The organism is Micromonospora sp. C95, from assembly GCF_018070465.1.
In the GTDB taxonomy this organism is placed as follows: Bacteria; Actinomycetota; Actinomycetes; order Mycobacteriales; family Micromonosporaceae; genus Micromonospora.
Genome location: NZ_JAGPXT010000023.1, coordinates 13,355 through 37,052, shown reverse-complemented (window position 1 = coordinate 37,052; position 23,698 = coordinate 13,355). Strand labels below are relative to the sequence as shown.

Annotated in this window: 23 protein-coding genes; 16 read left to right on the top strand and 7 right to left on the bottom strand. The window is 72.2% G+C overall.

Annotated features, from left to right (window positions below):
• The first annotated feature begins 104 nt into the window (after positions 1-104).
• Complete coding sequence (locus KBX00_RS22465; RefSeq protein WP_210830041.1) at positions 105-1,211, top strand: D-alanine--D-alanine ligase family protein; 1,107 nt, start codon at positions 105-107, stop codon at positions 1,209-1,211.
• Between the two features lie 52 nt (positions 1,212-1,263).
• Here KBX00_RS22465 and KBX00_RS22460 read toward each other — a convergent pair whose 3' ends face one another.
• Both KBX00_RS22460 and KBX00_RS22455 read right to left on the bottom strand, forming a co-directional pair.
• On the bottom strand, positions 1,264-1,884 hold the full coding sequence (locus KBX00_RS22460; protein WP_210830040.1) for a DUF3515 family protein: 621 nt from the start codon (positions 1,882-1,884) through the stop codon (positions 1,264-1,266).
• The gene (locus KBX00_RS22455; protein ID WP_013284547.1) at positions 1,885-2,118 is read right to left on the bottom strand and encodes an Lrp/AsnC ligand binding domain-containing protein; all 234 of its coding nucleotides are present in this window, start codon (positions 2,116-2,118) and stop codon (positions 1,885-1,887) included.
• Positions 2,119-2,375: 257 nt separating this feature from the next.
• Between KBX00_RS22455 and KBX00_RS22450 the strand changes: the two genes are divergently transcribed.
• Together KBX00_RS22450 and KBX00_RS22445 are read left to right on the top strand one after the other, a co-directional pair.
• Positions 2,376-3,314 (top strand): thiamine-phosphate kinase, encoded by a 939-nt coding sequence (locus KBX00_RS22450; RefSeq protein ID WP_210830039.1) that lies wholly within the window; start codon positions 2,376-2,378, stop codon positions 3,312-3,314.
• A 70-nt stretch (positions 3,315-3,384) separates the two neighbouring features.
• Positions 3,385-3,825 (top strand): GNAT family N-acetyltransferase, encoded by a 441-nt coding sequence (locus tag KBX00_RS22445; protein WP_301548422.1) that lies wholly within the window; start codon positions 3,385-3,387, stop codon positions 3,823-3,825.
• Positions 3,826-3,914: 89 nt separating this feature from the next.
• Here KBX00_RS22445 and rpmB read toward each other — a convergent pair whose 3' ends face one another.
• Positions 3,915-4,106: a 50S ribosomal protein L28 gene (gene rpmB, locus KBX00_RS22440; protein WP_093401721.1), complete on the bottom strand. Its 192-nt coding sequence runs from the start codon at positions 4,104-4,106 to the stop codon at positions 3,915-3,917.
• A gap of 215 nt (positions 4,107-4,321) precedes the next feature.
• Between rpmB and KBX00_RS22435 the strand changes: the two genes are divergently transcribed.
• Entirely contained in the window at positions 4,322-5,923 is a 1,602-nt protein-coding gene (locus tag KBX00_RS22435) for a DAK2 domain-containing protein (RefSeq protein WP_210830037.1), read from the top strand.
• Positions 5,920-8,124 (top strand): ATP-dependent DNA helicase RecG, encoded by a 2,205-nt coding sequence (recG, locus tag KBX00_RS22430; protein ID WP_210830036.1) that lies wholly within the window; start codon positions 5,920-5,922, stop codon positions 8,122-8,124. Before KBX00_RS22435 ends, recG begins: the two co-directional genes overlap by 4 nt.
• A 116-nt stretch (positions 8,125-8,240) precedes the next feature.
• Here the strand turns inward: recG and KBX00_RS22425 are convergent, their stop codons facing one another.
• A complete protein-coding gene (locus KBX00_RS22425) occupies positions 8,241-9,740 on the bottom strand; it encodes a cell wall anchor protein (RefSeq protein WP_210830035.1) in 1,500 nt (499 codons plus the stop codon).
• 287 nt (positions 9,741-10,027) lie between these two features.
• Between KBX00_RS22425 and rsmD the strand changes: the two genes are divergently transcribed.
• The 8 genes from rsmD (at position 10,028) to mutM (ending at position 15,500) form a co-directional block, all read left to right on the top strand.
• Positions 10,028-10,591 (top strand): 16S rRNA (guanine(966)-N(2))-methyltransferase RsmD, encoded by a 564-nt coding sequence (rsmD, locus tag KBX00_RS22420; RefSeq protein WP_210830034.1) that lies wholly within the window; start codon positions 10,028-10,030, stop codon positions 10,589-10,591.
• Positions 10,588-11,073, top strand: coding sequence for a pantetheine-phosphate adenylyltransferase (gene coaD, locus KBX00_RS22415; protein WP_210830033.1), 486 nt, complete (start codon positions 10,588-10,590; stop codon positions 11,071-11,073). Before rsmD ends, coaD begins: the two co-directional genes overlap by 4 nt.
• Before the next feature lie 229 nt (positions 11,074-11,302).
• Positions 11,303-11,800, top strand: a complete 498-nt coding sequence (locus tag KBX00_RS22410; protein WP_210830032.1) for a hypothetical protein — start codon at positions 11,303-11,305, stop codon at positions 11,798-11,800.
• A gap of 158 nt (positions 11,801-11,958) precedes the next feature.
• Positions 11,959-12,522, top strand: coding sequence for a DUF177 domain-containing protein (locus KBX00_RS22405; protein WP_210830031.1), 564 nt, complete (start codon positions 11,959-11,961; stop codon positions 12,520-12,522).
• Positions 12,523-12,527: 5 nt separating this feature from the next.
• Complete coding sequence (gene rpmF, locus KBX00_RS22400) at positions 12,528-12,701, top strand: 50S ribosomal protein L32 (RefSeq protein WP_091435485.1); 174 nt, start codon at positions 12,528-12,530, stop codon at positions 12,699-12,701.
• 129 nt (positions 12,702-12,830) lie between these two features.
• Entirely contained in the window at positions 12,831-13,784 is a 954-nt protein-coding gene (locus KBX00_RS22395; RefSeq protein WP_307869051.1) for a phosphate acyltransferase PlsX, read from the top strand.
• Complete coding sequence (gene rnc / locus KBX00_RS22390) at positions 13,781-14,656, top strand: ribonuclease III (protein ID WP_301548412.1); 876 nt, start codon at positions 13,781-13,783, stop codon at positions 14,654-14,656. The genes KBX00_RS22395 and rnc overlap by 4 nt, the downstream gene beginning before the upstream one ends.
• Positions 14,649-15,500 carry a bifunctional DNA-formamidopyrimidine glycosylase/DNA-(apurinic or apyrimidinic site) lyase gene (gene mutM / locus KBX00_RS22385; RefSeq protein ID WP_210830028.1) on the top strand — a complete coding sequence of 284 codons (852 nt, stop codon included), beginning with the start codon at positions 14,649-14,651 and terminating at the stop codon, positions 15,498-15,500. Before rnc ends, mutM begins: the two co-directional genes overlap by 8 nt.
• 98 nt (positions 15,501-15,598) lie before the next feature.
• Here the strand turns inward: mutM and KBX00_RS22380 are convergent, their stop codons facing one another.
• Both KBX00_RS22380 and KBX00_RS22375 read right to left on the bottom strand, forming a co-directional pair.
• The gene (locus tag KBX00_RS22380; RefSeq protein WP_210830026.1) at positions 15,599-16,441 is read right to left on the bottom strand and encodes an endo alpha-1,4 polygalactosaminidase; all 843 of its coding nucleotides are present in this window, start codon (positions 16,439-16,441) and stop codon (positions 15,599-15,601) included.
• 113 nt (positions 16,442-16,554) lie between these two features.
• The gene (locus tag KBX00_RS22375; RefSeq protein WP_307869047.1) at positions 16,555-17,910 is read right to left on the bottom strand and encodes a CAP domain-containing protein; all 1,356 of its coding nucleotides are present in this window, start codon (positions 17,908-17,910) and stop codon (positions 16,555-16,557) included.
• A gap of 371 nt (positions 17,911-18,281) precedes the next feature.
• Here KBX00_RS22375 and KBX00_RS22370 point away from each other — a divergent pair, with 371 nt between their 5' ends.
• The 3 genes from KBX00_RS22370 to KBX00_RS22360 all read left to right on the top strand — a co-directional run bounded on the left by KBX00_RS22370 (position 18,282) and on the right by KBX00_RS22360 (position 22,987).
• Positions 18,282-18,476: a hypothetical protein gene (locus KBX00_RS22370; protein WP_093401709.1), complete on the top strand. Its 195-nt coding sequence runs from the start codon at positions 18,282-18,284 to the stop codon at positions 18,474-18,476.
• A 276-nt stretch (positions 18,477-18,752) separates the two neighbouring features.
• Positions 18,753-22,367 (top strand): chromosome segregation protein SMC, encoded by a 3,615-nt coding sequence (gene smc, locus KBX00_RS22365; RefSeq protein ID WP_210830022.1) that lies wholly within the window; start codon positions 18,753-18,755, stop codon positions 22,365-22,367.
• Complete coding sequence (locus KBX00_RS22360; RefSeq protein ID WP_210830020.1) at positions 22,367-22,987, top strand: HAD-IA family hydrolase; 621 nt, start codon at positions 22,367-22,369, stop codon at positions 22,985-22,987. The genes smc and KBX00_RS22360 overlap by 1 nt, the downstream gene beginning before the upstream one ends.
• Before the next feature lie 142 nt (positions 22,988-23,129).
• On the opposite strand, the gene KBX00_RS22355 is transcribed toward KBX00_RS22360, so the two are convergent.
• Positions 23,130-23,651, bottom strand: coding sequence for a DinB family protein (locus KBX00_RS22355; RefSeq protein ID WP_210830018.1), 522 nt, complete (start codon positions 23,649-23,651; stop codon positions 23,130-23,132).
• Between the last annotated feature and the right edge of the window lie 47 nt (positions 23,652-23,698).

Genomic DNA, 23,698 nt, shown 5'->3' with positions numbered 1-23,698 from the left:
GCGGCCGAGTCGCGTTGCCGCAGGGTATCGGCAACCTCCACCCGCCACGCACAGTAAGGTCGTCCGGGAGAGCGCCAGCAGTGCGTCCCGGAAAGGTGATCACAGTGACCACCCCAGGCAAGACCCGCGTGGCGATCGTCTTCGGCGGCCGCAGCCCGGAACACGGCATCTCGTGCGTCAGCGCCGGCAGTGTGCTCGGCGCGCTGGACCCGGACGAGTTCGAGGTGGTACCGGTCGGTATCACCCGGGCTGGCCAGTGGGTACTCACCAGCGGCGACCCCGGTCAGTTGGCCATCAACGCCCGCCGGCTGCCGGAGATCACCGCGGCGTCCGGTACGGACATCGTGCTGCGTGCCGACCCCACCGGCGGTGGACTGCTGGTGCTCGACCCGACCGAGGGGCCCCGGGCGCTCGCCGACGTGGACGTGGTCTTCCCGGTCCTGCACGGCGCCTACGGTGAGGACGGCACCATCCAGGGCATGCTGGAGATGGCCGGCATCCCGTACGTCGGCGCGAAGGTCTTCGCCTCGGCCGCCGCGATGGACAAGGAGTTCACCAAGAAGCTCTGCGCCGCCGAGGGCATCCCGGTCGGCCCGTACGCGGTGCTGCGCAGCGGAACGACGCTCAGTGAGGCGGACAAGCGGCGGCTGGGCCTGCCGGTCTTCGTCAAGCCCTCCCGGGCCGGCTCCTCCTTCGGCATCACGAAGGTCAGCGACTGGGACGACCTGGACGCGGCTCTCGCCACCGCCCGGGAGATCGACGGCAAGGTGCTGGTCGAGGGCGCCATCGTCGGCCGCGAGATCGAGTGCGGCGTGCTGGAGGGCGAGGCCGGCGGCGCGCCGGAGGCGTCCGTGCTGGCCGAGGTGCGGGTGGTCGGCGACTACGACTTCTACGACTTCGAGGCCAAGTACATCGACGCCGACACCGCCTGCGAGTACGACATCCCGGCCGACCTGCCGGAGCGGGTCACCCGGCAGGTGCGCGACTACGCCGTACGCGCGTTCACCGCGCTGGACTGCGCCGGTCTGGCCCGGGTCGACTTCTTCGTCACGCCCGACCTCGACGTCTACCTCAACGAGATCAACACTATGCCCGGCTTCACGCCGACCTCGATGTTCCCCCGGATGTGGGCGGCGGCCGGCCTGGAGTACCCGAAGCTTGTCGACCGGCTCATCCGGACGGCGCTGACCCGGGGGGCCGGGCAGTACTGAGACCCGGCGCGACGGTCGCCGGGCAGCCCCGACACGGGCCGTGCCCGAGGCGTCAGGAGGTGCAGCCGGACGGTGCCGCGCCGGACGACCGGATCGACTCGACGATGGTGGCGGAGACCGGGGAGGCCCACTGCAACGCCTCGCCGTAGGAGTTCGGCACCCGCAGGGTCACCGCCGCCTCCCGGTCGACCGTGGTCAGCTCCGTTGCGTCCGGCCCCTCCACCGCGTACCAGCAGACCGAGTTGACCAGGTAGAGGTGGTCGTCGGGCTTGATCTCCGGCTCGTCGCCACCGCAGGCCACCGTGAGCGCCGGGTCGCCGTACGCGGCGTTCTGCTCGGGCCCGGCACTTACCGGTCGTTGCGGCAGGTCGCGGATCGAATCGGGCAGTTGGGACAGCAGTGCACGGCAGACGACGGTCGGGCGCTCACCGAGTTGGGGAGCTGCCATCTCGACCGGCGCGGTGGAGATCGGGCCGGGCGTGGTCGCCGACGGCTGCGGGGCGGCGGCTGGCTCCTCCGGCGAGAGATTGCTCAGCGCGAGCGCGCCCACCAGCAGGGCCACCGGCAGCGCCACCGCGGTGGCGATCAGCGCCGCGCTGCGGTTGGTCCGGTCAGGTGCCTTCGCGTCCGGCCGGTCGGCCTGGGCGACGGGGGATCTCGGCTGCTCGTCCACTTACAGGCGCACCACCGAACACGTGAGGGTGCGGGTGATGCCCGGCACCATCTGCACCTTGCTGACGATGAGCTTGCCGAGCTCGTCGACGGTGTTCGCCTCGGTGAGCACGACCACGTCGTACGGTCCGGTGACCGCGTCGACGCGGACCACGCCGGCGAGATCCGCGATGAGACCGGCCACGTCACGTGCCCGGCCGACCTCTGTCTGGATGAGGATGTACGCCTGTACCACGACTCGACCTCCCTCCGTCGCCGCCCGCAAGGCGGCCCGAAGGGAGAAAGTACCTTACGGACCAGGGCTGATCCCGATCGGTCGCCAAGGAGAAGCAGTGAGCGAGCGCAGCGAGCGAGCCATCAGGCTCAGGGCGGTGGTGCCTCACGGCGGCACGCAGCGAAGCGGAGTGCTGTCGTGAGCGGGCGCAGCGAGCGAGCCATCAGGCTCAGGGCGGTGGTGCCTCACGGCGGCACGCAGCGAAGCGGAGTGCCGTCGTGAGCGTGGCGGGTGTCGGCGAGTTCGGGCTGATCGACCGGGTGACCGCCCGGTTGTCGTACGGCGCCACGGTGCTGCTCGGCCCGGGTGACGACGCGGCGGTGGTCGCCGCGCCGGACGCCCGGGTGGTCGCCACGACCGACGTGCTGGTCGAGGGGCGGCACTTCCGCCGGGACTGGTCCGGTGCGCACGACATCGGCCGGCGGGCGGCAGCGGCGAACCTCGCCGACGTGGCGGCCATGGGCGCCGAGCCGACGGCCCTGCTGGTAGCGCTCTGTGTACCCGCCGACGTGGAGACCGGGTGGATGGAGCAACTCGCCGACGGCCTCGGTGCCGAGGCGGCCGGGGTCGGTGCCAGCGTGGTCGGTGGGGACATGTCCGCCAGCCCCACGCTCACCATCGCGGTCACCGCGCTCGGTGACCTGGGCGGTCGGTCACCGGTGACCCGGGCCGGTGCCCGCCCCGGTGACCTGCTCGCCCTGGCCGGTCGCACCGGGTACGCGGCAGCCGGGTTCACCGTGCTCTCCCGCGGTTTCCGGACGCCCCGGCTGCTGGTCGAGGCGTATCGCCGGCCGGAGGTGCCCTACCCGGCCGGACCGCAGGCGGCCCGGCTCGGCGCCACCGCCATGATCGACGTCTCGGACGGGCTGCTCGCCGACCTCGGGCACGTGGCGAAGGCCAGCGCGGTGGCCGTCGACATCACCCGGGACGCCTTCGAGGTGCCGCCGCAGATGCGCGACGCCGCGCAGGCGCTCGGCGTCGACCCGTACGCCTGGTTGCTGGCCGGTGGTGACGACCACGCACTGGCGGCGACATTTCCCCCGGCGACGACCCTGCCGCCGGGCTGGCGGGCGATCGGCCGGGTCACCGAGGGCGCCGGGGTGACGGTGGACGGCCGACCGTTCGACGGCCCGCCCGGATGGGACCATTTTCGCTGATCACGGGCCACCCGGCGGAGCGCCGCCGGTCGGGTCGTACCCTGCACGGGTGCCCCAAATCGAGATCCACATGGTGCCGTTCGACTCTCCGGTGGCCCGGCGGCTGATCACCGCGACCCTGGCCGACCTGGGCGCCCGGTACGGCGGCAGCGGCGACGAGACCCCGGTCGACGCGACCGAGTTCGTACCACCGGCCGGGGCGTTCCTGGTCGCCCGGATCGACGGGCAGCCGGTGGGCTGCGGCGGCTGGCGCAGCCACGGCGAGGAGACCGCCGAGTTGAAGCGGATGTACACCGCGCCGCAGGCGCGGGGGCGGGGGGTGGCCCGCGCGGTGCTGGCTGCCATCGAACGCTCGGCCCGGGAGCACGGCCGCCGACGGATCATCCTGGAGTGCGGTGACCGGCAGCCCGAGGCGATCGCGTTGTACAAGGCGGCCGGCTACGAGCGGATCCCCAACTTCGGCTTCTACGCCGACGAGCCCGGCTGCCTGTCGTTCGGTCGTAGCCTCTGATCCGGCCGGTTGGCTGCGGACACGCCGAAACCGGCGGGCCCGCTGGGGCCCGCCGGTTTCGACGGTCGTGATGTCCCGGTGCTACCGCGTCAGGCGCGGGCGACCTTGCCGGCCTTGATGCAGGACGTGCAGACCTTCAGCTTCTTGGTCGTGCCGCCACCGGCCGGGGTGCGCACCGACTGGATGTTCGGGTTCCAGCGGCGGTTGGTCCGCCGGTGCGAGTGGGACACGTTGTGGCCGAAGCCCGGTCCCTTGCCACAGACGTCGCACACGCTAGCCACGGGATACTCCTGGGATTGAAACGTTCATGAAGTCGGCACCAGGCGCAGCCCGGGCAACCTGGCCAGGGTACCCGATGGGGTTAACGCCTGCCCAACCGGGCTCGGCCACCGGGACGGCACAGCCACTGATGCGGACAACAGCGCCCGGGAAACCCGACAGGGGCGCACCCACCCGGTGCCGGGCGCGTGTCAGCGTACGCCAGTAGGCTGCCACCGTGCTGGACACCCTCGACGCCGCCGCCGTGCGCCGCTGGTGCGCCAGCGGCCTGGCCGCGCTCAAGCGGCACCAGGGTGAGATCGACGAGCTGAACGTCTACCCGGTGCCCGACGGTGACACCGGCACCAATCTGGTGCTCACCCTCACCTCCGCGCAGCAGGCGCTGGCGATGGATCTCGACACCCACGCCGACGGCATCGCGACCGCGCACGGGCACGCGTTGCGCCTGATGGCCCGGGGCGCCCTGCTCGGCGCGCGGGGCAACTCCGGGGTGATCCTGGCGCAGATCCTGCGCGGTCTCGCCGACGCGTTGGCCGCCGCCCCGCAGGTACGGGGCCGGGAGCTGGCGGCGGCGCTGCGCGAGGCGACCGACGCGGCGTACACGGCGGTGGCCCGCCCGGTGGAGGGCACGCTGCTCTCCGTGGTCTCGGCCGCCGCCGACGCGGCCGAGACGGCCGGCAGCGACGAGCTGCGCGTGGTGTCCCGGGCGGCGGCCGACGCCGCGGCCGGCGCACTGGTCCGCACCCCCGAGCAGTTGCCGGCGCTGGCCCGGGCCGGCGTGGTCGACGCCGGTGGGCAGGGGCTGTGCCTGCTGCTCGACGCCCTGGCCGAGGTGGTCACGGGGGAGAGCCCGGTGCGGCCGGCACCCAGCCTCCCGTCGGCGCGGCCGCCGGTCACCGTCGCCCGGGAGACCGGGTCGGCCGAGTACGCCTACGAGGTGCAGTTCCTGCTCGACGCCGAGCCCGCCGCGGTGCAGCGGTTGCGGGCCACACTCGCCACCATCGGCGACTCTCTGGTGATCGTCGGTGATCAGGGGACCTGGCAGGTCCACGTGCACGTCAACGACGTCGGCGCGGCGATCGAGGCGGGCGTGGTGGCCGGTCGCCCGCACCAGATCGCGGTGACCCGTTTCGCCGACCAACCGGAGCCCGTACCGTCCCGGTCGTCCGACGGGCGGGCCGCCGTGGTGGTGGCCGCCGGTGCCGGGATCGCCGAGCTGCTCGCCGCCGAGGGGGCGGTGGTGGTGCCCGGCAACCCGTCGACCGGGGAACTGCTCGACGCGGTACGCGCCACCGGCGCGGCTCGCGTGGTGGTGCTGCCCAACGACCCGGACGCGCAGACGGTGGCGAACCGGGCCGCCGAGGAGGCGCACCGGCTGGGGGTGGAGGTGGCCGTGGTACCGACCCGTTCACCGGTGCAGGCGCTGGCGGCGCTGGCCGTGCGCGATCCGGGGCGTCGCTTCGCCGACGACGTGATCGCGATGGCCGAGGCGGCCGGTGCCTGCCGGTACGCCGAGGTGTGCCGGGCCGGCCGGGATGCGCTCACCGTCGCCGGCCCGTGCCGTGCCGGTGACGTGCTCGCCCTGGTCGAGGGGGAGGTGAACCTGATCGGCGTCGACCTGGTGGACACCTGCGTCGCGCTTGTCGACCGGATGCTCGGCGGTGGCGGCGAACTGGTCACCCTGCTCGTCGGCGCCGACGCCCCCGACGGGCTGGTCGACGCGGTACGCACGCACATCACGGCGCGCTGGCCCTTCGTCGAGGTGCAGGAGTACCCGGGCGGGCAGCCGCATCACCCGTTGCTGGTCGGTGTCGAGTGACCGCCGAGTCGTCCGATCTGGACACCCCGCTGAAGAAGCTGGTCGGGGAGAAGACCGCCAAGGCGCTGGCCGGCCACCTCGACCTGCACACCGCGGGTGACCTGATCTACCACTTCCCCCGCCGTTACGACGAGCGTGGCGAGCACACCGACATCCGCGCGTTGGACGTCGGCGAGCAGGTCACCGTGCTGGCCCAGGTGCAGCGCACCGCCGTACGCCCGATGCGTCAGCGGCGGGGCAACCTGCTGGAGGTCACCGTCGGCGACGGCTCCGGCGGCAGCCTCACCCTCACCTTCTTCGGCAACCAGGCGTGGCGCGAGCGCGAACTGCGGCCGGGCCGGTGGGGGCTGTTCGCCGGAAAGGTCACCGAGTTCCGGGGCCGGCGGCAGCTCAACGGGCCGGAGTACGTCCTGCTCGGTGAACAGACTGACACCGAGGTCGCGGCCAGCGAGCAGATCGAGGAGTTCGCCGGGGCACTCATTCCGGTCTACCCGGCCGCGGCGGCGGTGCCCACCTGGGTGATCGCCCGCTGCGTCCGGGTGGTGTTGGACACGGTGGCACCGCCGGACGACCCGCTGCCGGCGACGGTGCGGGCCAGTCGGAACCTGGTCGGACTGGGCACCGCGCTACGGGAGATCCACCGGCCGTCGAGCCGGGAGGAGCTGTACCGGGCCCGTCGGCGGCTGAAGTGGGACGAGGCGTTCGCCGTGCAGGTGACGCTGGTCCGCCGCAAGCGGGACGCCGCCGCGTCGCCCGCGCGCCCCCGACCGGGGCGTGCGGGTGGTCTGCTCGACGCGTTCGACGCTCGGTTGCCGTACGAGCTGACCGGCGGGCAGCGTGACGTCGGCGTGGAGATCGCCGCCGACCTCGCGACCGGTCACCCGATGCACCGGCTGTTGCAGGGCGAGGTCGGCTCCGGCAAGACCGTGGTGGCGCTGCGGGCGATGCTCCAGGTGGTCGACGCGGGCGGGCAGGCCGCGTTGCTGGCTCCCACCGAGGTGCTCGCCGCCCAGCATCACCGGGGCATGCTCGACCTGCTCGGTCCGCTCGCCCAGGCCGGTGAGCTGGGTGCCGCCGAGCACGCCACCCGGGTGGAACTGGTCACCGGCTCGCTGGGCGCGGCGGCGCGGCGTCGGGCGCTGGCCGAGGTGGCCAGCGGCGCGGCCGGCATCGTGCTCGGCACCCACGCCCTGCTCTACGAGGGGGTCGACTTCGCCGATCTCGGTCTGGTCGTGGTCGACGAGCAGCACCGGTTCGGGGTCGAGCAACGCGACGCGTTGCGGGCCAAGGCGGAGCAGCCGCCGCACGTACTGGTGATGACCGCCACCCCGATCCCTCGTACGGTGGCCATGACGGTCTACGGCGACCTGGAGATCTCCACCCTGTCCCAGCTGCCGCGTGGTCGATCGCCGATCGCCTCGCACGTGGTGCCGGCCGCCGAGAAGCCGGCCTTCCTCGATCGTGCCTGGCGGCGGCTGCGGGAGGAGGTTGCCGCCGGCCACCAGGCGTACGTGGTCTGCCCCCGGATCGGGGACTCGACGTCCGGGGCCGAGGAGGAGCCGCCGGCGGTCGACGACTCGGAGCGGCGGCCACCGCTGGCGGTGACCGACGTCGCGCCGTTGCTGGCCGACGGGCCGCTGCACGGCCTACGGATCGGTGTCCTGCACGGTCGGCTGCCGGCCGACGAGAAGGACGCGGTGATGCGGTCCTTCGCCGCCGGTCAGCTGGACGTGCTGGTGGCCACCACGGTGGTCGAGGTGGGGGTGGACGTTCCCAACGCGACGATGATGGTGGTGCTGGACGCCGACCGCTTCGGCGTCTCGCAACTGCACCAGTTGCGCGGCCGGGTCGGCCGGGGCAGCGCGCCCGGGCTCTGCCTGCTGGTGACCGAGGCGGCCGAGGGCAGCGGGGCCCGGGAGCGGCTGGACGCGGTCGCCTCCACCACCGACGGTTTCAAGCTCGCCGAGTTGGACCTGAAACAGCGGCGGGAGGGGGACGTGCTGGGTGCCACCCAGTCCGGCCGTCGTTCGCACCTGCGCCTGCTGTCGTTGCTGCGCGACGCGGACCTGATCCGGGACGCGCGGGCGGAGGCGATCGCCCTGGTCGACGAGGATCCGGAGCTGACCCGGCATCCGGCGCTCGCCGCCTCGGTGGCCGCGCTCGTCGACGCCGACCGCGCCGAGTACCTCGAAAAGGGCTGAGCAGCTTCCGGGTCGCCGGCCTTTCTGCTTGCCTGGCGCCCGTTTCCGGGCGGGACAGCGAACCGCCCCGGTCACCCGTGGAACGGGGTGACCGGGGCGGGTCAGCTCAGCTCGGCTCAGGCGGTGAAGTGGATCCGCCGCCGCCGCGCCATCACGAACAGGACCGCGCCCAGCGCCAGCAGGGCGATCGCGCCCGCGGCGATGCCGCCGGCCGCGGCACCGGTCACCGGCAGGCCCGGCTCCTCGCCGCCGCCACCGCCACCGCAGCCCTCGGGCGCGTAGACGACCTCAAGCTCCAGGCCCAGCTCCGGCAGGACGACCAGCGCCGCCTCCTCGTCACCGGCCGGGAAGGTGACCTTCTCCGACGAGCCCGGCGCGACGGTACGGGTCTCGGTCTTGTCGCCGTAGGTGAACTCCACCTTGACCGGCATGCCACCCTCCGGGTTCGAGGCGGTCAGCCCGAAGGTCTCGCAGTCGGCGTCGGTGGTCACCGTCGGCAGCGGGCAGTCCTCCGGACGCTCCCAGGAGTACGTGCCGTTCTCGATGACCTCGCCGTCGACCAGCACCTCGATCTTGCCGGCGTTCTCGGCGGGCACCACGGTCTCGTTGTCGGCCTTGCCCGGCTCGACCGTGACGGTCTTGGACCAGCCGTTCTCGCCCCGAACCTCGAACTCGACCGCGTACTTCGAGAGCGAACCGTCGTTGCTCAGCGAGACGGTGACGCTGCCGTCGCAGGCGGAGGCGAAGGTGGACGCCGGGGTGGTGCAGTTCTTGCTGCCGCCGTTGTACCAGCCCTTCGGGCCCGACGAGCGGTTGCCGGGAGCAGCGTTCTCGCCCAGCTTCTTCGAGCCGTAGCGCGGGCCGTCCTCGACCAGCGGGTCGATGACCTCGTCGACGCCGCCCCAGATCAGGTCGACCTGGGTGTGGCAGTCCGGGACACCGACGTTCAGCTCGATCTCGTGCTGGCCGGCGCCGAGGAAGTCACTGTCCGGCTCGCCGTAGACGTACTGCGGGGTGGCGAACTGCGGGCGCGGCGCGAAGTACGACACCAGGGTGAAGTACTGCTTCTCGTCGCCGCACAGCGGCAGGTCACCGTCCAGCTTGACCGTCGCCGTGCCCTTCGGGCCGTCGAAGGTGTGGCTGTACTTCGCCTCGCTGGCGTCGACGCACTTCGGCGCCGGGGTGCAGGCACCGTCGGCAGCGAGGTTGATGGTGCCCTCGTTGGTCTGCTTACGGAGGATGCCCCACCGAGCCTCGACGGTCAGTTTCGCGCTCGCGGTGTCGCCCGGCACCCGCTGGACAGCCTCGACGAAGCTGTCACCGGGGATGGCGACGTCCTCCAGGTCGACGGGCTCGTTACCCGGCACGAGCACCTGAACCGGGGTGGACGGTTCGGCGGTCACCTTCTTGATGGTGGCCGTCTTCCACTTCTCGCTGTTGGCCACCTTCCACGTGATCACCCGTTCGCCACTGAGCTGGTCGCAGGCGACGGTGCCGGTGATGGTGGTGTGGTGGGCGCTGGCGGGGGTGGCCACCGCCGCTGCTCCGGTCAGGCCGATGAGGGCGGCTGCCAGGACAGCCAGCGGCCGCCGTAGCGACAGCTTGGGTCGGATCACGCGTACTCCCGGGGTGAAGAGCGTCAGGTGTCGGCGCGGGCGGGACGGACGGCGCTGGCGGCACGATGCCGCGCCTGAGAGGGTGCCTCCCGTGCCGATGGCCGGCGGCCATGACGCCGGCACCGGGCAGACCCTAGCGAGATCGCGAGAAACGAAACAGCCCTCAGGGAAGCTTAAGTAAGATGTTATGAATGCGAGATCATTGATCCACCCTCAGTGATCACGCGGGGGCCGCCCGCTCCGATTTCCGGCTCGCGTAGCGTCAGGACGGTGAGCAGGAGCGCGCGATGACCCGCATCGTCGCCGGCCGCCTCGGTGGCCGGCGGATCACCGCCCCGTCCGGTGCCGGCACCCGCCCCACCTCCGACCGGGTGCGTGAGGCGTTGTTCAGCGCGATCGAGGCCGAAATGGACCTGGACGGTGCCCGCTTCGCCGACCTCTACGCCGGGTCGGGTGCGGTCGGCCTGGAGGCGCTGTCGCGGGGCGCGGGGCACGCACTGCTTGTCGAGTCCGACCCGCGGGCCGCCCGGGTGATCCGGGAGAACCTGGCGGCGCTGCGGGTGGGCGCCTCGGCCCGGCTGGTCGCCGGCAAGGTCGCCACCGTCCTGGCCGCCGGTGTGGCGGGCGATCCGTACGACGTCGTCTTCGCCGATCCGCCGTACGCGCTGCCGGACGACGGCATCCACGCGATGCTCGCCGCTCTGGTGGACGGCGGGTGGCTGGCGTCCGAGGCGCTGGTGGTGGTGGAGCGGTCCAGCCGTGGCGGACCGGTCGATTGGGTGGAAGGCATCACTGGCCAGCGCAGTCGCCGGTACGGCGAGACCACCCTTTGGTACGGTCGCCGATCATGAGACGTGCGGTGTGTCCCGGCTCGTTCGACCCGGTCACCAACGGTCACCTCGACATCATCGGCCGGGCCAGCCGGCTGTTCGACGAGGTGATCGTCGGCGTACTGGTCAACCAGTCGAAGAGCGGCCTGTTCACCGTCGAGGAACGGATCGACATGCTCCGCGAGGTGACCGCCTCCTACGGCAACGTGCGGGTGGCGTCCTTCCGGGGTCTGCTTGTGGACTTCTGCCGGGCGCAGCGGGCGACCGTACTCATCAAGGGACTGCGGGCGGTCAGCGACTTCGACTACGAGTTGCAGATGGCCCAGATGAACATCGGCCTCGCCGGGGTCGAGACGCTGTTCATGCCGACCAACCCGCTCTACTCCTTCCTCTCGTCCAGCCTGGTCAAGGACGTGGCCAAGTGGGGCGGCGACGTCACCCCCCACGTACCCGACGTCGTCCGCGACGCCCTCAAAACCCGCCTGACCCCCCCACCCCCCTGACCCCCCACCCGCCCCATCCCGCGATCTTGCACTACTGGTCGCCTTTCTGTCGCTTTCGGCGTGGTTTGCGGGGGCAGGAAGTGCAAGATCGCGAGGTGGGGTGGGGCGACACGCCCGGGGAGGGGTCGGTGCGGGGTTGGTGGGGGACGACATCATTGGGTGAGGCGGGAAACCGGCCGCAGGCCGCATGATGTAGGTCGGCCCGACGAATGACAGGAGTGAGGTACCGGTGGACCCGCTCGACCGCATCGACGAACTGATCACCATCGTGGAGCAGGCGCGCTCCGTGCCCATGTCGCGCAACAACTGCATGGTCGATCGGGCCGAGATGATCGGGGCCCTCGACGACCTGCGCGAGGGACTCCCGGCCGACCTGCGTCGCGCCGCCGCCCTGCTGGAGGAGCGGGACAAGATCATGGAGGCCGGCAAGCGGGAGGCCGACCGCATCATCAGCGAGGGTGAGGCGGAACACGCCCGCCTGGTATCGGTGAACGAGATCACCGTCTCCGCCGAGCACGAGGGCGCCCGGATCATCGCCGAGGCCCGGGCGGAGGCACAGCGGTTGCGCGAGGAGGTCGACGACTACGTCGACACCGCGCTGGCCAACTTCGAACAGTTCCTCACCCGGGCGCTGGCCTCGATAGAGCGCGGCCGGGACAAGATGCACGCGCTGCGGGAGATCGGCACCTTCGCCGGGGACGAGGCGGAGCGGCCGCTGCCCTTCTGACCCCCGCACCGCCGCCGCCGAACGGATCGTCCGCCGCCGACCGGACTGCCCGCCATCGCCGGGACCGACCGCCGCTCCGGCTGGTCACCCCGGTTCGACGATGGGGCGTCCGTCCAGGTAACCTCGTTTGTCGGCCTCTCACCGGCCGGAGTCTGATTATGCCCAAGAACTCACCCACTTCACCCGACCCCAGGTCGCCGCTGGTCCTCGACACGAGGGAACTGCCGCGCCGACCTGGTGCTCTGCGTACCGTCGAACGGGTGGTTCCGGCACCGTCGGACCTCGGCCTGGAGTTGATCGGCGTGCCGGAGGGCGCGGACCTCGACCTCGATCTGCGGATGGAGTCGGTGTCCGAGGGTGTGCTCGTCTCGGGGACCGTGAGCGGTCCGATCCGGGGCGAGTGCGGTCGCTGCCTGCGCGAGATCAACGACTCGGTGACGGTGACGATCCAGGAGCTGTACGCGTACGAGAACAGCACCACGGACGCCACCACCGAGGAGGATGAGGTCGGTCGAATGCAGGGCGACCTGATCGACCTGGAACCGGCGTTGCGGGACGCGGTGGTGCTCGCGCTGCCGAACAATCCGCTCTGCCGTCAGGACTGCCCAGGTCTGTGCCCCGAATGCGGGGTGCACCGGGACGATCTGCCGGCCGATCACAGCCACCAGCAGATCGACCCGCGTTGGGCGGGCCTGTCGCAACTGACCCGTACAGAGGAGTAAGAACCGTGGCCGTCCCCAAGCGCAAGATGTCGCGCAGCAACACCCGGTCCCGCCGGGCGAACTGGAAGGCCGCGGCGGTCGCGACCGTCGCCTGCCCGCAGTGCAAGTCCGCGAAGCTGCCGCACGCCGCCTGCTCGGTCTGCGGCACCTACAACGGCCGCCAGGTCCTTGAGGTCTGACCCGGACGGCGCGTGACGTCCCCGACCACAGGTCGGGTGACGCACACCCCCCGGCGGTCGTCCGCAACTCCGGCCGACGCCGGCCGGCCCAGGCCGGTCGGCGTCGAGACGGAGTCGGGCGTCGCACGGATCGCCGTTGACCTCCTCGGCGGGGACGACGCTCCCGCCGTCGTGGTGGACGGCGCTCTGCGGGCGGTGTGCGACGACCCGGACCTGCATCTGCTTCTCGTCGGGCCGACCCGGGCCGCCGGCGCGTTGATCGACGCCCTGGACCCGGCACAACGGGACCGGATCACGCTCCGACCGACCCACTCCGTCGTCGACATGGCCGACGACCCGAGCGCGGCACGTGCCGACTCCACCGTCCGGGCCGCCGTGGCCGCCGTTCGGGCCGGGTACGCCGATGCGTTGGTCTCCGCGGGCTCCACCGGTGCGACCGTCACCGCCGCCGCCCTCGTCCTCGGTCGCTGGCCCGATGTCCGGCGCCCGGCCCTCGCCGCCGCGCTGCCCGCCGTCTCCGGCACCGTCGTCCTGCTCGACGTCGGTGGCTCGTTGGAGCCGAGCCCGGCGACCCTCGCCCGCAACGCCGCCCTCGGTGCCGCCTACGCCTCGGTCGCCCACGGCATCACCGCGCCCCGGGTGGGGCTGCTCTCCGTGGGCACCGAAGCCGGCAAGGGTGACCGGGCGCGCCGGCTCACCGACCCCTTGCTCGGCGCGGCCGAACTGCCCGGCGACGCCCACTACGTCGGGCTGGTCGAGGGGTACGACGTCTGCCTCGGCACCCGTGCCGATGTGGTGGTCACCGACGGGTTCACCGGTAACGTGCTGCTCAAAGCCATCGAAGGCGCGTACGCCATGGCCGGCGGGACCCCGCCCGGTGGCGGCGCGCCCCGGGCGGCGGCGCTGCTCGGGGTGGCCGGCACCGTCGTCGTCTGCCACGGCGCCGCCCGCGCCGACGACATCGCCTCCGGCATCGCCCTGGCCGCCCACCTCTGGCGGCGCGACGCCACCGAGCGGGTCGCCGCCCTGCTCGGCGGGGACCGCACCAATCGCACGACCGACACCGAGGTACGCACATCATGAGCAACGACAAGCGTCGGCGGCCCGCAATCGGCCACCTGGAGGCCGCGTTCGGCGTCTCGCTGGACCCGGAGCTGCTGGAACGCGCGCTCACCCACCGTTCGTACGCGTACGAGAACGGCGGCCTGCCCACGAACGAGCGGCTGGAGTTCCTCGGCGACTCGGTGTTGGGTGTGGTGATCACGACCGCGCTCTTCCAGAACCATCCCGACCTGCCGGAGGGCCAGCTGGCGAAGCTGCGCGCCAGCGTGGTCAACATGCGTGCGCTCGCCGACGTGGCGCGCGGCCTGGGCCCGGACGGGCTCGGCCCCTACCTGCTGCTCGGCAAGGGCGAGGAGACCACCGGCGGCCGGGACAAGGCGAGCATTCTCGCCGACACCCTCGAAGCGCTGCTCGGCGCGATCTACCTCCAGTACGGCCTGGACACCGCCGCCATCGTCATCCACCGGTTGTTCGACCCGCTGATGGCCGACTCCGCCGGCCGGGGCGCCGCGCTGGACTGGAAGACGAGCCTCCAGGAACTGACCGCCGCGCTCGGCCTCGGCGTGCCGGAGTACCGGATCGAGGGCACCGGGCCGGACCACCTGAAGACCTTCACCGCGTGGGTGGTGGTCGCCGGCAACCGGTACGGCGGTGCCGACGGGCGGAGCAAGAAGGAAGCCGAGCAGCGGGCGGCGGAGTCGGCGTGGCGGATTCTCACCGAGCAGGCTGAGCAGACCGCCGAGCAGGCTGAGCAGACCGCCGAGCAGGCTGAGCAGACCGTTAACCAGGCCGGGACGACCGCCGACGGCGCGGTCGACGAGCAGGTGAACGGGGCGGTCGACGGCCAGCGGAACCCGGTGGACGAGGTCGAGGCCCAGGCGCACCATGCCTGAGCTGCCGGAGGTGGAAACCGTCCGGCAGGGCCTGTCCCGCTGGATCACCGGCCGCCGGATCCACTCGGTGGAGGTGCGCCATCCCCGGGCGGTCCGTCGACACGTGCCCGGCGGGGCGCACTTCGCCGACGTGCTGGCCGGCCGGAAGGTGCTCGACGTCTGCCGGCGCGGGAAGTATCTCTGGCTACCGCTGGACAGCGGGGATGCTGTCGTCGGGCATCTGGGGATGTCCGGGCAACTGCTGCTGCAACCGGCGGACGCGCCCGACGAGGCGCACCTGCGGGTCCGGTTCCGTTTCGACGACGGCGGTCCGGAGCTGCGCTTCGTCGACCAGCGCACGTTCGGTGGGCTGTCGGTGAGCGAGGGCGGCGGCATGCTGCCGGCGGAGATCGCCCACATCGCCCGTGATCCGCTTGATCCGGAGTTCCCCGACACGGAGTTCGTGGCCGCGCTGCGTCGGCGGCGTACCGAGGTCAAGCGGGCGCTGCTCGACCAGAGCCTGATCTCCGGCGTGGGCAACATCTACGCCGACGAGGCGCTGTGGCGAGCCGGGCTGCACGGCACGCGGTCCACCGACGCGCTCACCGGCCCGGCCGCCCACCGGCTGCTCGCGCACGTGCGGGACGTACTCGGCGAGGCGATCACCGCGGGTGGCACCAGCTTCGACGCCCTCTACGTCAACGTCAACGGCGAGAGCGGCTACTTCGACCGATCGTTGAACGCGTACGGACGCGAGGGGCAGCCCTGCCCCCGCTGCGGTGCCCCGATCCGCCGCGAGCCCTTCATGAACCGCTCCTCCTACAGCTGCCCCCGCTGCCAACCCCGTCCCCGCCCCCGCCCCTGACCCGTTTCTCGGCGATCTTGCACTTTCCGCCCCGACAAAATGCACAAAGAGGGGCGTTTCAGCGACGTAAAGTGCAAGATCGCGGAGGAAGGTGGGGGTCAGACCGACGGGCAGGGGAGGCGCCAGGCGTCGAGGGTGCGGTTCTTGCGGATGGAGGCGAAGCCGTAGCCGACGCTCGTGACACAGAAGTCGGTGGTGGTGCCGGTGTACTCGACGTGGAAGACCGGTTTGCCGGTGTCGGCGAAGGGCAGCAACTTGTCGCACCGGTCGAGCCGTACGCACTCCTCGTTGACGGCGAAGTCGAAGTCCGGTGCCAGCGCGGCGACCTGCGGCAGGTTGTTGAGCAGGCCGGGAGAGAGGTCGAGCGAGCGGGCCAGCGCGGCGACCTTGCGGTTGAACGTCAACTGGTCGTCGAACTCCAGCGGGAAGCCGGAACGCCTGTCGTAGCCGTCGGCGTCGGCGAACATCACCGCGCCGAAACCCTTGCCCCGGCAGAGCCGGAACCGGTCGGCCAGCACCGGCCGCAGAACGTCCCACCGGCGTACGTCCAACCAGATCCGCCCGGTCCGGGTGACCGTCGCGCCGCGTACGCGCGCCGGGTAGCGGCTGGCGTCGGGGTCGGTCGGGTGCACCGAACCGACGTGTACCTGGCAGACCAGCCGACGGTCCCGGGAACGTAGCTCGCTGGTCTGTGCGGCGGTGGTGTCGACCGGGTCGAGGACGAACACGTCCGCCTCGACGTCCGGATCGAGCACCCCGTCGACCTGCCACTGCCACTGCCAGTGCCGGGCGGAAGTGGTCGGCCAACTGGTCGGCGATCCGGGCGGGGTGAGATCAGGCCGGCAGGCGGCAGCCGTGACGAGCAGCGTGAACGTCAGGCCGGCCGGCAGCGCCCGGCGGTGCACCCACCGGGCAGGTCGCCCGCCCAGGCCGATCCGCATCGCCAGCTCCGCAGGTCGCGGGGCGGCGTCGGGCCGCCCGAGCCCGGTACGCCGGGTCTCGGCGTACCCACCCGGTCAAACGAGCACAGACCCGACCAGGATTCGCGGCTGACTCAGCGCGGTGCGGCGAAGACCTGCGTCCAGTACGGGCCGTTGCTGCTCGCCACACCCACGCCGATCTCGGTGAAGGCGCAGTTGAGGATGTTGTCGCGGTGCCCGTCGCTGTTCATCCAGGCGTCCATGACCGCCGCGGGCGTCCGCTGGTTCCAGGCGACGTTCTCACCGTAGGTACGCCAGGCGTAGTCGACCCGGTCGATCCGGTCGCCGGGGTCGCTGCCGTCGCTGCCGGTGTGCGACATGTTCTTGTGGTCGGCCTGGTCCTGACTGTGCCGCTGGGCCGCGGTCATCAGCTTGTCGTCGATGCTCAGCGCACCGCAGCCGGCCTTCGCCCGCTCGGCGTTGACGAGCGCGACCACCTCGGCCGCTTCGTCGGCGACGTCGCCGGAGGACGACGGACTGGCCGAGGCGGCCCGGCTCGGGCTGCCCTGGCGGTCGGTGTCGAGCCGGGAGGGGGCTGTGCTGCGCGAGGGCGCGGGCCTGGGCCGGGTGGCCCGGCTCGGTGACGGCGAGGCCGTGGCGGTGCTGGGGGAGACGCTGGGGCTGGGACTGGCGCTCGGGCTGGTGCTCTCAGGCAGGTCGAGCGTGAGTGCCGGATCCTCCTCCGGATCGGCGGGCGCGCTGGCGACCGGCGCCTCGCCGGCCGTGGTGTTGGGCGGGGCGCCGTCACCGGGCAGCGCGAGCGCCGCGACGCCGATGCTCACCACGAGGGTGGCGGCCGCGGCGGCACCCCCCATCATCAGGGGGCGCGGCAGTCGGCGGGACCGACGGGCCGGGGCGGTCGGCTCCAGTGCCGGTTCGCCGACATCGGCCAACTCCCGGTGCCCGGCCTGCGGCGGGCCGTAGCGCGGGCGAACTACCGGTTCGGCGTACGCATCGGTCCGGTCGGTGTAGCCGACGGCCTGATCGGTGTACCGGTCGGGCCGATCATCGTAGGCATACGGGCTCTGCTGCGGCTCACCGTAGGCGTACGGGCTCTGCGGCGGCGACGTGTGGTGCGTCGGCCATCCGGCGGCATGGACGGCGGTCAGGTCATCGTCGCGGTGGTGGCGTCCGGTCTCCTGGTGGAACGCGCCGGAGGTGTCGTACCGGTCATGCCCCGGCGCCGGGTACGGCTGCTCCGTCTGCTGGTATGCCTCCGGCACCGGGTACGGGTGCGCTGCTGCGTCGGACCGCCACTGCTCGGTCGGCTGGTCGCGGTACCACCCGGTGGACGGATCCGCCGGATCGTCGCCGAACAGGTAGGACGACCGTGGCGCCGGCCGGTCGGTCAACCAGGCCGGATCGTCGGTCGGCGGTTCCGCTCGCCTCGGGGTGGGCTCCGGGTCGATCGGATCATTCCAGCCGTGCACGCCTGTCGCCTCCACGGGTCAGTTACGGGCCGGGGTGACGCTACGTGTTGTGTCTGAGCAGCGGCAATCTGGCTAAGGAAGAGTTAAGAGGAGCCGGTACGTCCGGGTGAGGTGTTCGGTGATTCCGGAGCGTAGAGTCGGGGTGTCCGGACAGAGCGTGTCCGCGCCTGATGGCAGCCTCCCGTGACGGGTGTGGCCGACGCCGAGATGATCTACGGCCTGCGAGAACTTGACGAAGCAGGGGTTGTCGGCTCAATATGGTGATGTCGCCAGTCGCGCCCGGCCATGCCCAGAAATTGTGGGAATGGTAGTCGCGTTCACAGGGGCGCGCGTTGGCCGGCCTCTCCGGCAGCGCACATCAAGGAGTAAAAATGGCGAAGGCCCTCTACGGCCACGTAGGTGCGGCGCCCGACCGGCGCCTGCTCGACGAGGTCACCCGACTGCGTGCCAGGGTTCAGTCACTGGAGTTCGAGGTCACGCGGCTGCGCGCCGAGAACGATCGGCTCGCGGCGGCTGCGGCGGAGGCGGACGATCTGCTCCGTCTGGCCGAGCCCGCGCTGACCTGACCCACCTGGTCGCCGCACAAGCGGCCGAACCCACCTGGTCGCCACAACTGAATAGCACCACCGCACCTAGCGCGCCGACACCCTGTGCCGGCGCGCAGCTCTGTGCGTGCTCGATCGCCTCGGCCACGGGGTGTGAAGTGGGGTCCGGCCGGTGTCCGACGGCCGGGCAGGCGGGTCGCGTGGCGTGCTCCACCCGGTCCCGGGTTAGTCTGCGGGTTTACCAGGGTCCGCGCAGCCGGGCGACGGTACGGCGGCCACCGGACGAGGATCGAGAAGGTGTATCTCAAGAGCCTGACGGTGAAGGGCTTCAAGTCCTTCGCCTCCGCGACGACGCTCAAGCTGGAGCCGGGGATCACCTGCGTGGTGGGCCCGAACGGCTCCGGCAAGTCGAACGTCGTCGATGCCATCGCCTGGGTGCTCGGCGAGCAGGGCGCCAAGGCGTTGCGCGGCGGCAAGATGGAGGACGTCATCTTCGCCGGCACCGCCGGGCGGGCCCCGCTGGGCCGGGCCGAGGTGACCCTCACCATCGACAACACCGACGGTGCCCTGCCGATCGAGTACACCGAGGTCTCCATCACCCGCCGGATGTTCCGCTCCGGTGAGAGCGAATACGAGATCAACGGCGACTCGTGCCGGCTGCTCGACATCCAGGAACTGCTGTCCGACTCCGGCATCGGCCGGGAAATGCACATCATCGTCGGGCAGGGCCGGCTCGACGGGATGCTGCACGCCAAGCCGGAGGACCGGCGGGCGTTCATCGAGGAGGCGGCCGGCGTCCTCAAGCATCGCAAGCGCAAGGAAAAGGCGCTGCGCAAGCTCGACGCGATGCAGACCAACCTGAACCGGCTCACCGACCTCACCGCCGAACTGCGTCGACAGCTCAAACCTCTCGGTCGGCAGGCCGAGGTGGCCCGCCGGGCGGCCGTCATCCAGGCCAACCTGCGCGACGCCCGGCTGCGACTGCTCGCCGACGACCTCGCCACGCTGCGCACCACGCTGGACAAGGAGATCGCGGACGAGACCGCGCTCCGGACGCGGCGCGAGCAGGTCGAGGCCGAGCACGTCGAGGTGCAGTCCCGCCTCGGCGAACTGGAGGAGGCGTTGGCCTCCGACGCTCCGCTGCTGGCCGCCGCACAGGACACCTGGTACAAGCTCTCCGCGTTGCAGGAACGGTTCCGCTCGATCGAGCAGCTCGCCGTCGAGCGACTGCGGCACCTGACCGCCACGCCGGACGACGAACGCCCGGGGCGGGACCCGGAACAGCTGGAGGCCGAGGCCGAGCGGGTCCGCGAGCAGGAGGAGGAGCTGCGCGCGGCGCTCACCGACGACCAGGTCCGACTCGCCGAGGCGGTCGAGCACCGCCAGGAGCTGGAGCGGCAGCTCGCCGGCGCCGAGCGGGAACTCGTCGCTGCGGCGAAGGCGATCGCCGACCGGCGGGAGGGCCTGGCCCGGCTGACCGGACAGGTGAACTCCGCCCGGGCGCGTACCACGAGCGCCGGCGAGGAGATCGAGCGGCTCGCCGCCGCGCACACCGACGCGATGGCCCGCGCCGAGCGGGCCCAGGCCGAGCTGGACGCGGTGGCCGAACAGTCCACCGAGGCCGACCGCGACAACGCCGACCTGGATGCCCGGCACGCCGAGGCCGTCGCCGCTCAGGAGCAGGCACAGGCCACGGTCCGGTCGCTGTCGGACGCGGAGCGGGCGGCGGAGAAGGACGCCGCGACCTGGAAGGCGCGGGAGGAGGCGCTCGCCCTCGGCCTGCGCCGCAAGGACGGCGCCGGCGCCCTGTTGGCCCGCGCCGACCAGGTGCCCGGTCTGCTCGGCGGCCTCGCCGGCCTGCTCTCGGTGGCACCGGGCCACGAGGCGGCGCTCGCCGCGGCGCTCGGCGGGCTGGCCGACGCGGTCGCGGTGACCGGCGTCGACGAGGCAGTCGAGGCGATGCGCCTGTTGAAGATCTCGGACGCCGGACGCGCCGGTCTGCTCGTCGGCAGCCCGGCCGGGCCGGGCATGTCCGGTTCGGCCGACGCGTTGCGCCCGAAACTGCCCGACGGCGCCCACTGGGCACCCGACCTGGTCGACTGCGACGACCAGATCCGACCCGCGGTGCACCGGGCGCTGCGGGACGTGGTGCTGGTGGCGGACCTGTCCGCCGCCGCCGAGGTGGTCACCGGCAATCCCGAACTGCGGGCGGTCACCCGGGAGGGTGACGTGGTCGGCGCGTACGCGGCGGCCGGCGGGTCGGCCAAGGCGCCCAGCTACATCGAGGTCCAGGCGGCCGTCGAGGAGGCCCGGACCAGTCGATCGGCGGCCGAGCGAACCAGCGCCGAACTGCGCGAACAGCTCATCGAGGCGCGCGTCGAGGTGGCCACCGCCAAGGAGGCGGTGCAGCACGCGACAGCGGCCAAGCGGGAGGCCGAGAGCCACCGCAACGCTGCGGCACGGCGGTTGGCCGAGCTGGGCGCCGCCGCGCGGTCGGCGAAGGCGGAGACCGACCGGCTGGGCGAGTCCCGAGCGCGCGCCGAGGCGGCCCGGGAGCGGGATCTGACCACCCTGGCCGAGCTGGAGGAGCGGCTGCGGTTGGCGGAGGCCACCCCGATCGACGCCGAACCCTCCACCGAGGAACGCGACCAGTTCGCCGCCATGGTGCCGCAGGCCCGGCAGAACGAGATGGAGGTCCGGCTCGCGGTGCGTACCGCCGAGGAGCGGGTCGCCTCGATCGCCGGGCGGGCCGACTCGCTGCGCCGGCAGGCCGGTGCCGAACGGGCGGCCCGGGAACGGGCGGCGGCCCGGCGCGCGGCGCGGACCCGGGGCGCCGCCATCGCCCGCGCGGTGGCCGGTGGCGCGCGGACGGCGTTGACCCAGCTGACCAGCAGCATCGCCCGAGCCGAGGAGCACCGCGACGCGGTGGCGCGGGAACGGGCCACCCGCGAGGCGGAGTTGCAGGAGGTGCGGGCCGCCGCGAAACGGTTCGGCGCGGAGCTGGAACGGCTGACCAGCCAGGTGCACCGGGACGAGGTCGCCCGCGCCGAGCAGCGGTTGCGCATCGAGCAACTGGAGGCCAAGGCCGCCGAGGACTTCGGCCTGACGGTCGAGACCCTGGTCGCCGAGTACGGCCCGAGTCAGCTGGTGCCGCCCACCGAGGCCGAGGTTGCCGCCGCCGAACGCGACGGGCTGCCGGTGCCCGAGCCGGTCCGCTACGAACGCCCGGTGCAGGAGAAGCGGGCCGCCAAGGCGGAACGGGAACTGGCCCTGCTGGGCAAGGTCAACCCACTCGCCCTGGAGGAGTTCGCGGCGCTTGAGGAGCGGTACAAATTCCTCTCCGAGCAGTTGGAGGACCTCAAGGCGACCCGACGGGACCTGCTCACCGTGGTCAAGGACGTCGACGACCGGATTCTGGAGGTCTTCGCCAGCGCCTTCGCCGACACCGCGCGAGAGTTCGAGCAGGTCTTCACCGTGTTGTTCCCCGGTGGCGAGGGCCGGTTGATCCTCACCGACCCGGACGACCTGTTGACCACCGGCGTCGAGGTCGAGGCCCGCCCGCCGGGCAAGAAGATCAAACGGCTGTCGCTGCTCTCCGGCGGCGAGCGGTCGCTGACCGCGGTCGCGATGCTGGTGGCGATCTTCCGGGCCCGGCCGAGCCCCTTCTACATCATGGACGAGGTGGAGGCGGCCCTCGACGACGTGAACCTGGGCCGGCTGATCACCCTGCTGGCGCAGCTACGGGAGAAGAGTCAGCTGATGGTCATCACGCACCAGAAGCGGACCATGGAGATCGCCGACGCGCTCTACGGTGTGACGATGCGCGGCGGGGTGACCCAGGTGATCAGTCAACGGCTTAACCGGGCCGACGGGGATGACGAGCGGCAGGGCCGCGGCGAGGAGAACGGGTAGTGGCTCGGGAACGCGCGACGGCGCTCCTGGTGGACTTCGACGGCGTGCTGCGGCGCTGGGACCCGGCGGTCGCCGCCGGGGTGGAGCGGGAGTACGGCCTCTCCGCCGGTGTGCTCGGCGAGATCGCCATGCAGTGGGGGCGGCTGCAACCGGTGCTCACCGGCCAGGTCAGCCACGCCGACTGGCTGACGAGCGTGGCCGACGCGCTCACCCCGTCGGTCGGTGACGCCGAGCGGGCGCGGGCGGCGGTGGCGCAGTGGCAGCGCTACCGTGGTGAGGTCGACCCTGAGGTGCTCGCGTTCGTTCGCGAGGCGAGGGCCGCCGGCATCCGGGTCGGTCTCGGCACCAACGCCACCGACCTGCTCGACGCCGACCTGGCCGCGCTCGACCTGACCGGCGAGCTGGACGTGGTGGTCAACTCCTCGGCCATCGGGGTGCACAAGCCGGCACCCGAGTACTTCCAGGCCGCCTGTGCGGCGCTGGACATGCCGCCGGCCCGGGTGCTCTTCGTCGACGACGAGGACCGGGCGATAAGTGGCGCCCGGGCGGCCGGGCTGTCGGCGTACCGCTGGAACGGGCCGGCTGATCTTCGCTACCTGCGTGCCGCGCTGGCCCGCTGAACGCGGCCGAGCCGGCCGCCACCGGCCCGCTCCCACCCTCAGCGTGGTGGCTGCCCCGCCGGCTCCAGCGCTCGGGTTGCGGCACGTTGCGGTTTCCCGGCAGTGGGTTACCGCGACATGCCGCGACCGGTGCCGATCGTCGTCACTCGCCGACCACCCCGTCGATGCGTTCGCGGATCAGGTCCGCGTGCCCGTTGTGCCGGGCGTATTCCTCGATCATGTGGACGTAGATCCAGCGCAGGTTGAACGTGCGTCGCTTCGGGCCCACCTCGGTGAACGTCTCGTCGAGCGATCGACCGACGACGACGGCGCGGGCCAGCGCCACCTCCCGGTGGTAGGTGGCGAAGTCCGCCTCGGCGTCGGCGGCGCTGACGTCGTGATCGGCGTCCGGATCGTCTTCCGTGTAGTACGGGTAGTCGACCTGCTCGCCGGCGAAGTTCTCCCGGAACCACCAGGCCTCCACCTCGGCCAGGTGCCGGACCAGCCCGAGCAGGGTGAGGCCGGACGGCTCGACGCTTGCGGTGCGTAGCTGCTCGGCGGTGAGGCCCGCGCATTTGAGCAGAAGGGTCTGCCGGTGATAGTCCAGCCAGCCCTCCAGCATGGTGCGCTCGTCGCCGACATAGGGCTCGGGGGTCCGGTCGATCTCCGGTGCCGTCCAGGTCATCCCGGCATTCTGACGTTGCGGCCCGACAACGGCGACCGGTTTGTGGT

Excerpts from the sequence above, each read along its gene's own strand:
- rnc (WP_301548412.1), top strand. The coding sequence starts at position 13,781 with ATGAGCAACGACAAGCGTCGGCGGCCCGCAATCGGCCACCTGGAGGCC.
- KBX00_RS22380 (WP_210830026.1), bottom strand. The coding sequence starts at position 16,441 with ATGCGGATCGGCCTGGGCGGGCGACCTGCCCGGTGGGTGCACCGCCGG.
- mutM (WP_210830028.1), top strand. The coding sequence starts at position 14,649 with ATGCCTGAGCTGCCGGAGGTGGAAACCGTCCGGCAGGGCCTGTCCCGC.
- KBX00_RS22445 (WP_301548422.1), top strand. The coding sequence starts at position 3,385 with ATGGTGCCGTTCGACTCTCCGGTGGCCCGGCGGCTGATCACCGCGACC.
- KBX00_RS22355 (WP_210830018.1), bottom strand. The coding sequence starts at position 23,651 with ATGACCTGGACGGCACCGGAGATCGACCGGACCCCCGAGCCCTATGTC.
- KBX00_RS22370 (WP_093401709.1), top strand. The coding sequence starts at position 18,282 with ATGGCGAAGGCCCTCTACGGCCACGTAGGTGCGGCGCCCGACCGGCGC.
- KBX00_RS22405 (WP_210830031.1), top strand. The coding sequence starts at position 11,959 with ATGCCCAAGAACTCACCCACTTCACCCGACCCCAGGTCGCCGCTGGTC.
- rsmD (WP_210830034.1), top strand. The coding sequence starts at position 10,028 with ATGACCCGCATCGTCGCCGGCCGCCTCGGTGGCCGGCGGATCACCGCC.
- coaD (WP_210830033.1), top strand. The coding sequence starts at position 10,588 with ATGAGACGTGCGGTGTGTCCCGGCTCGTTCGACCCGGTCACCAACGGT.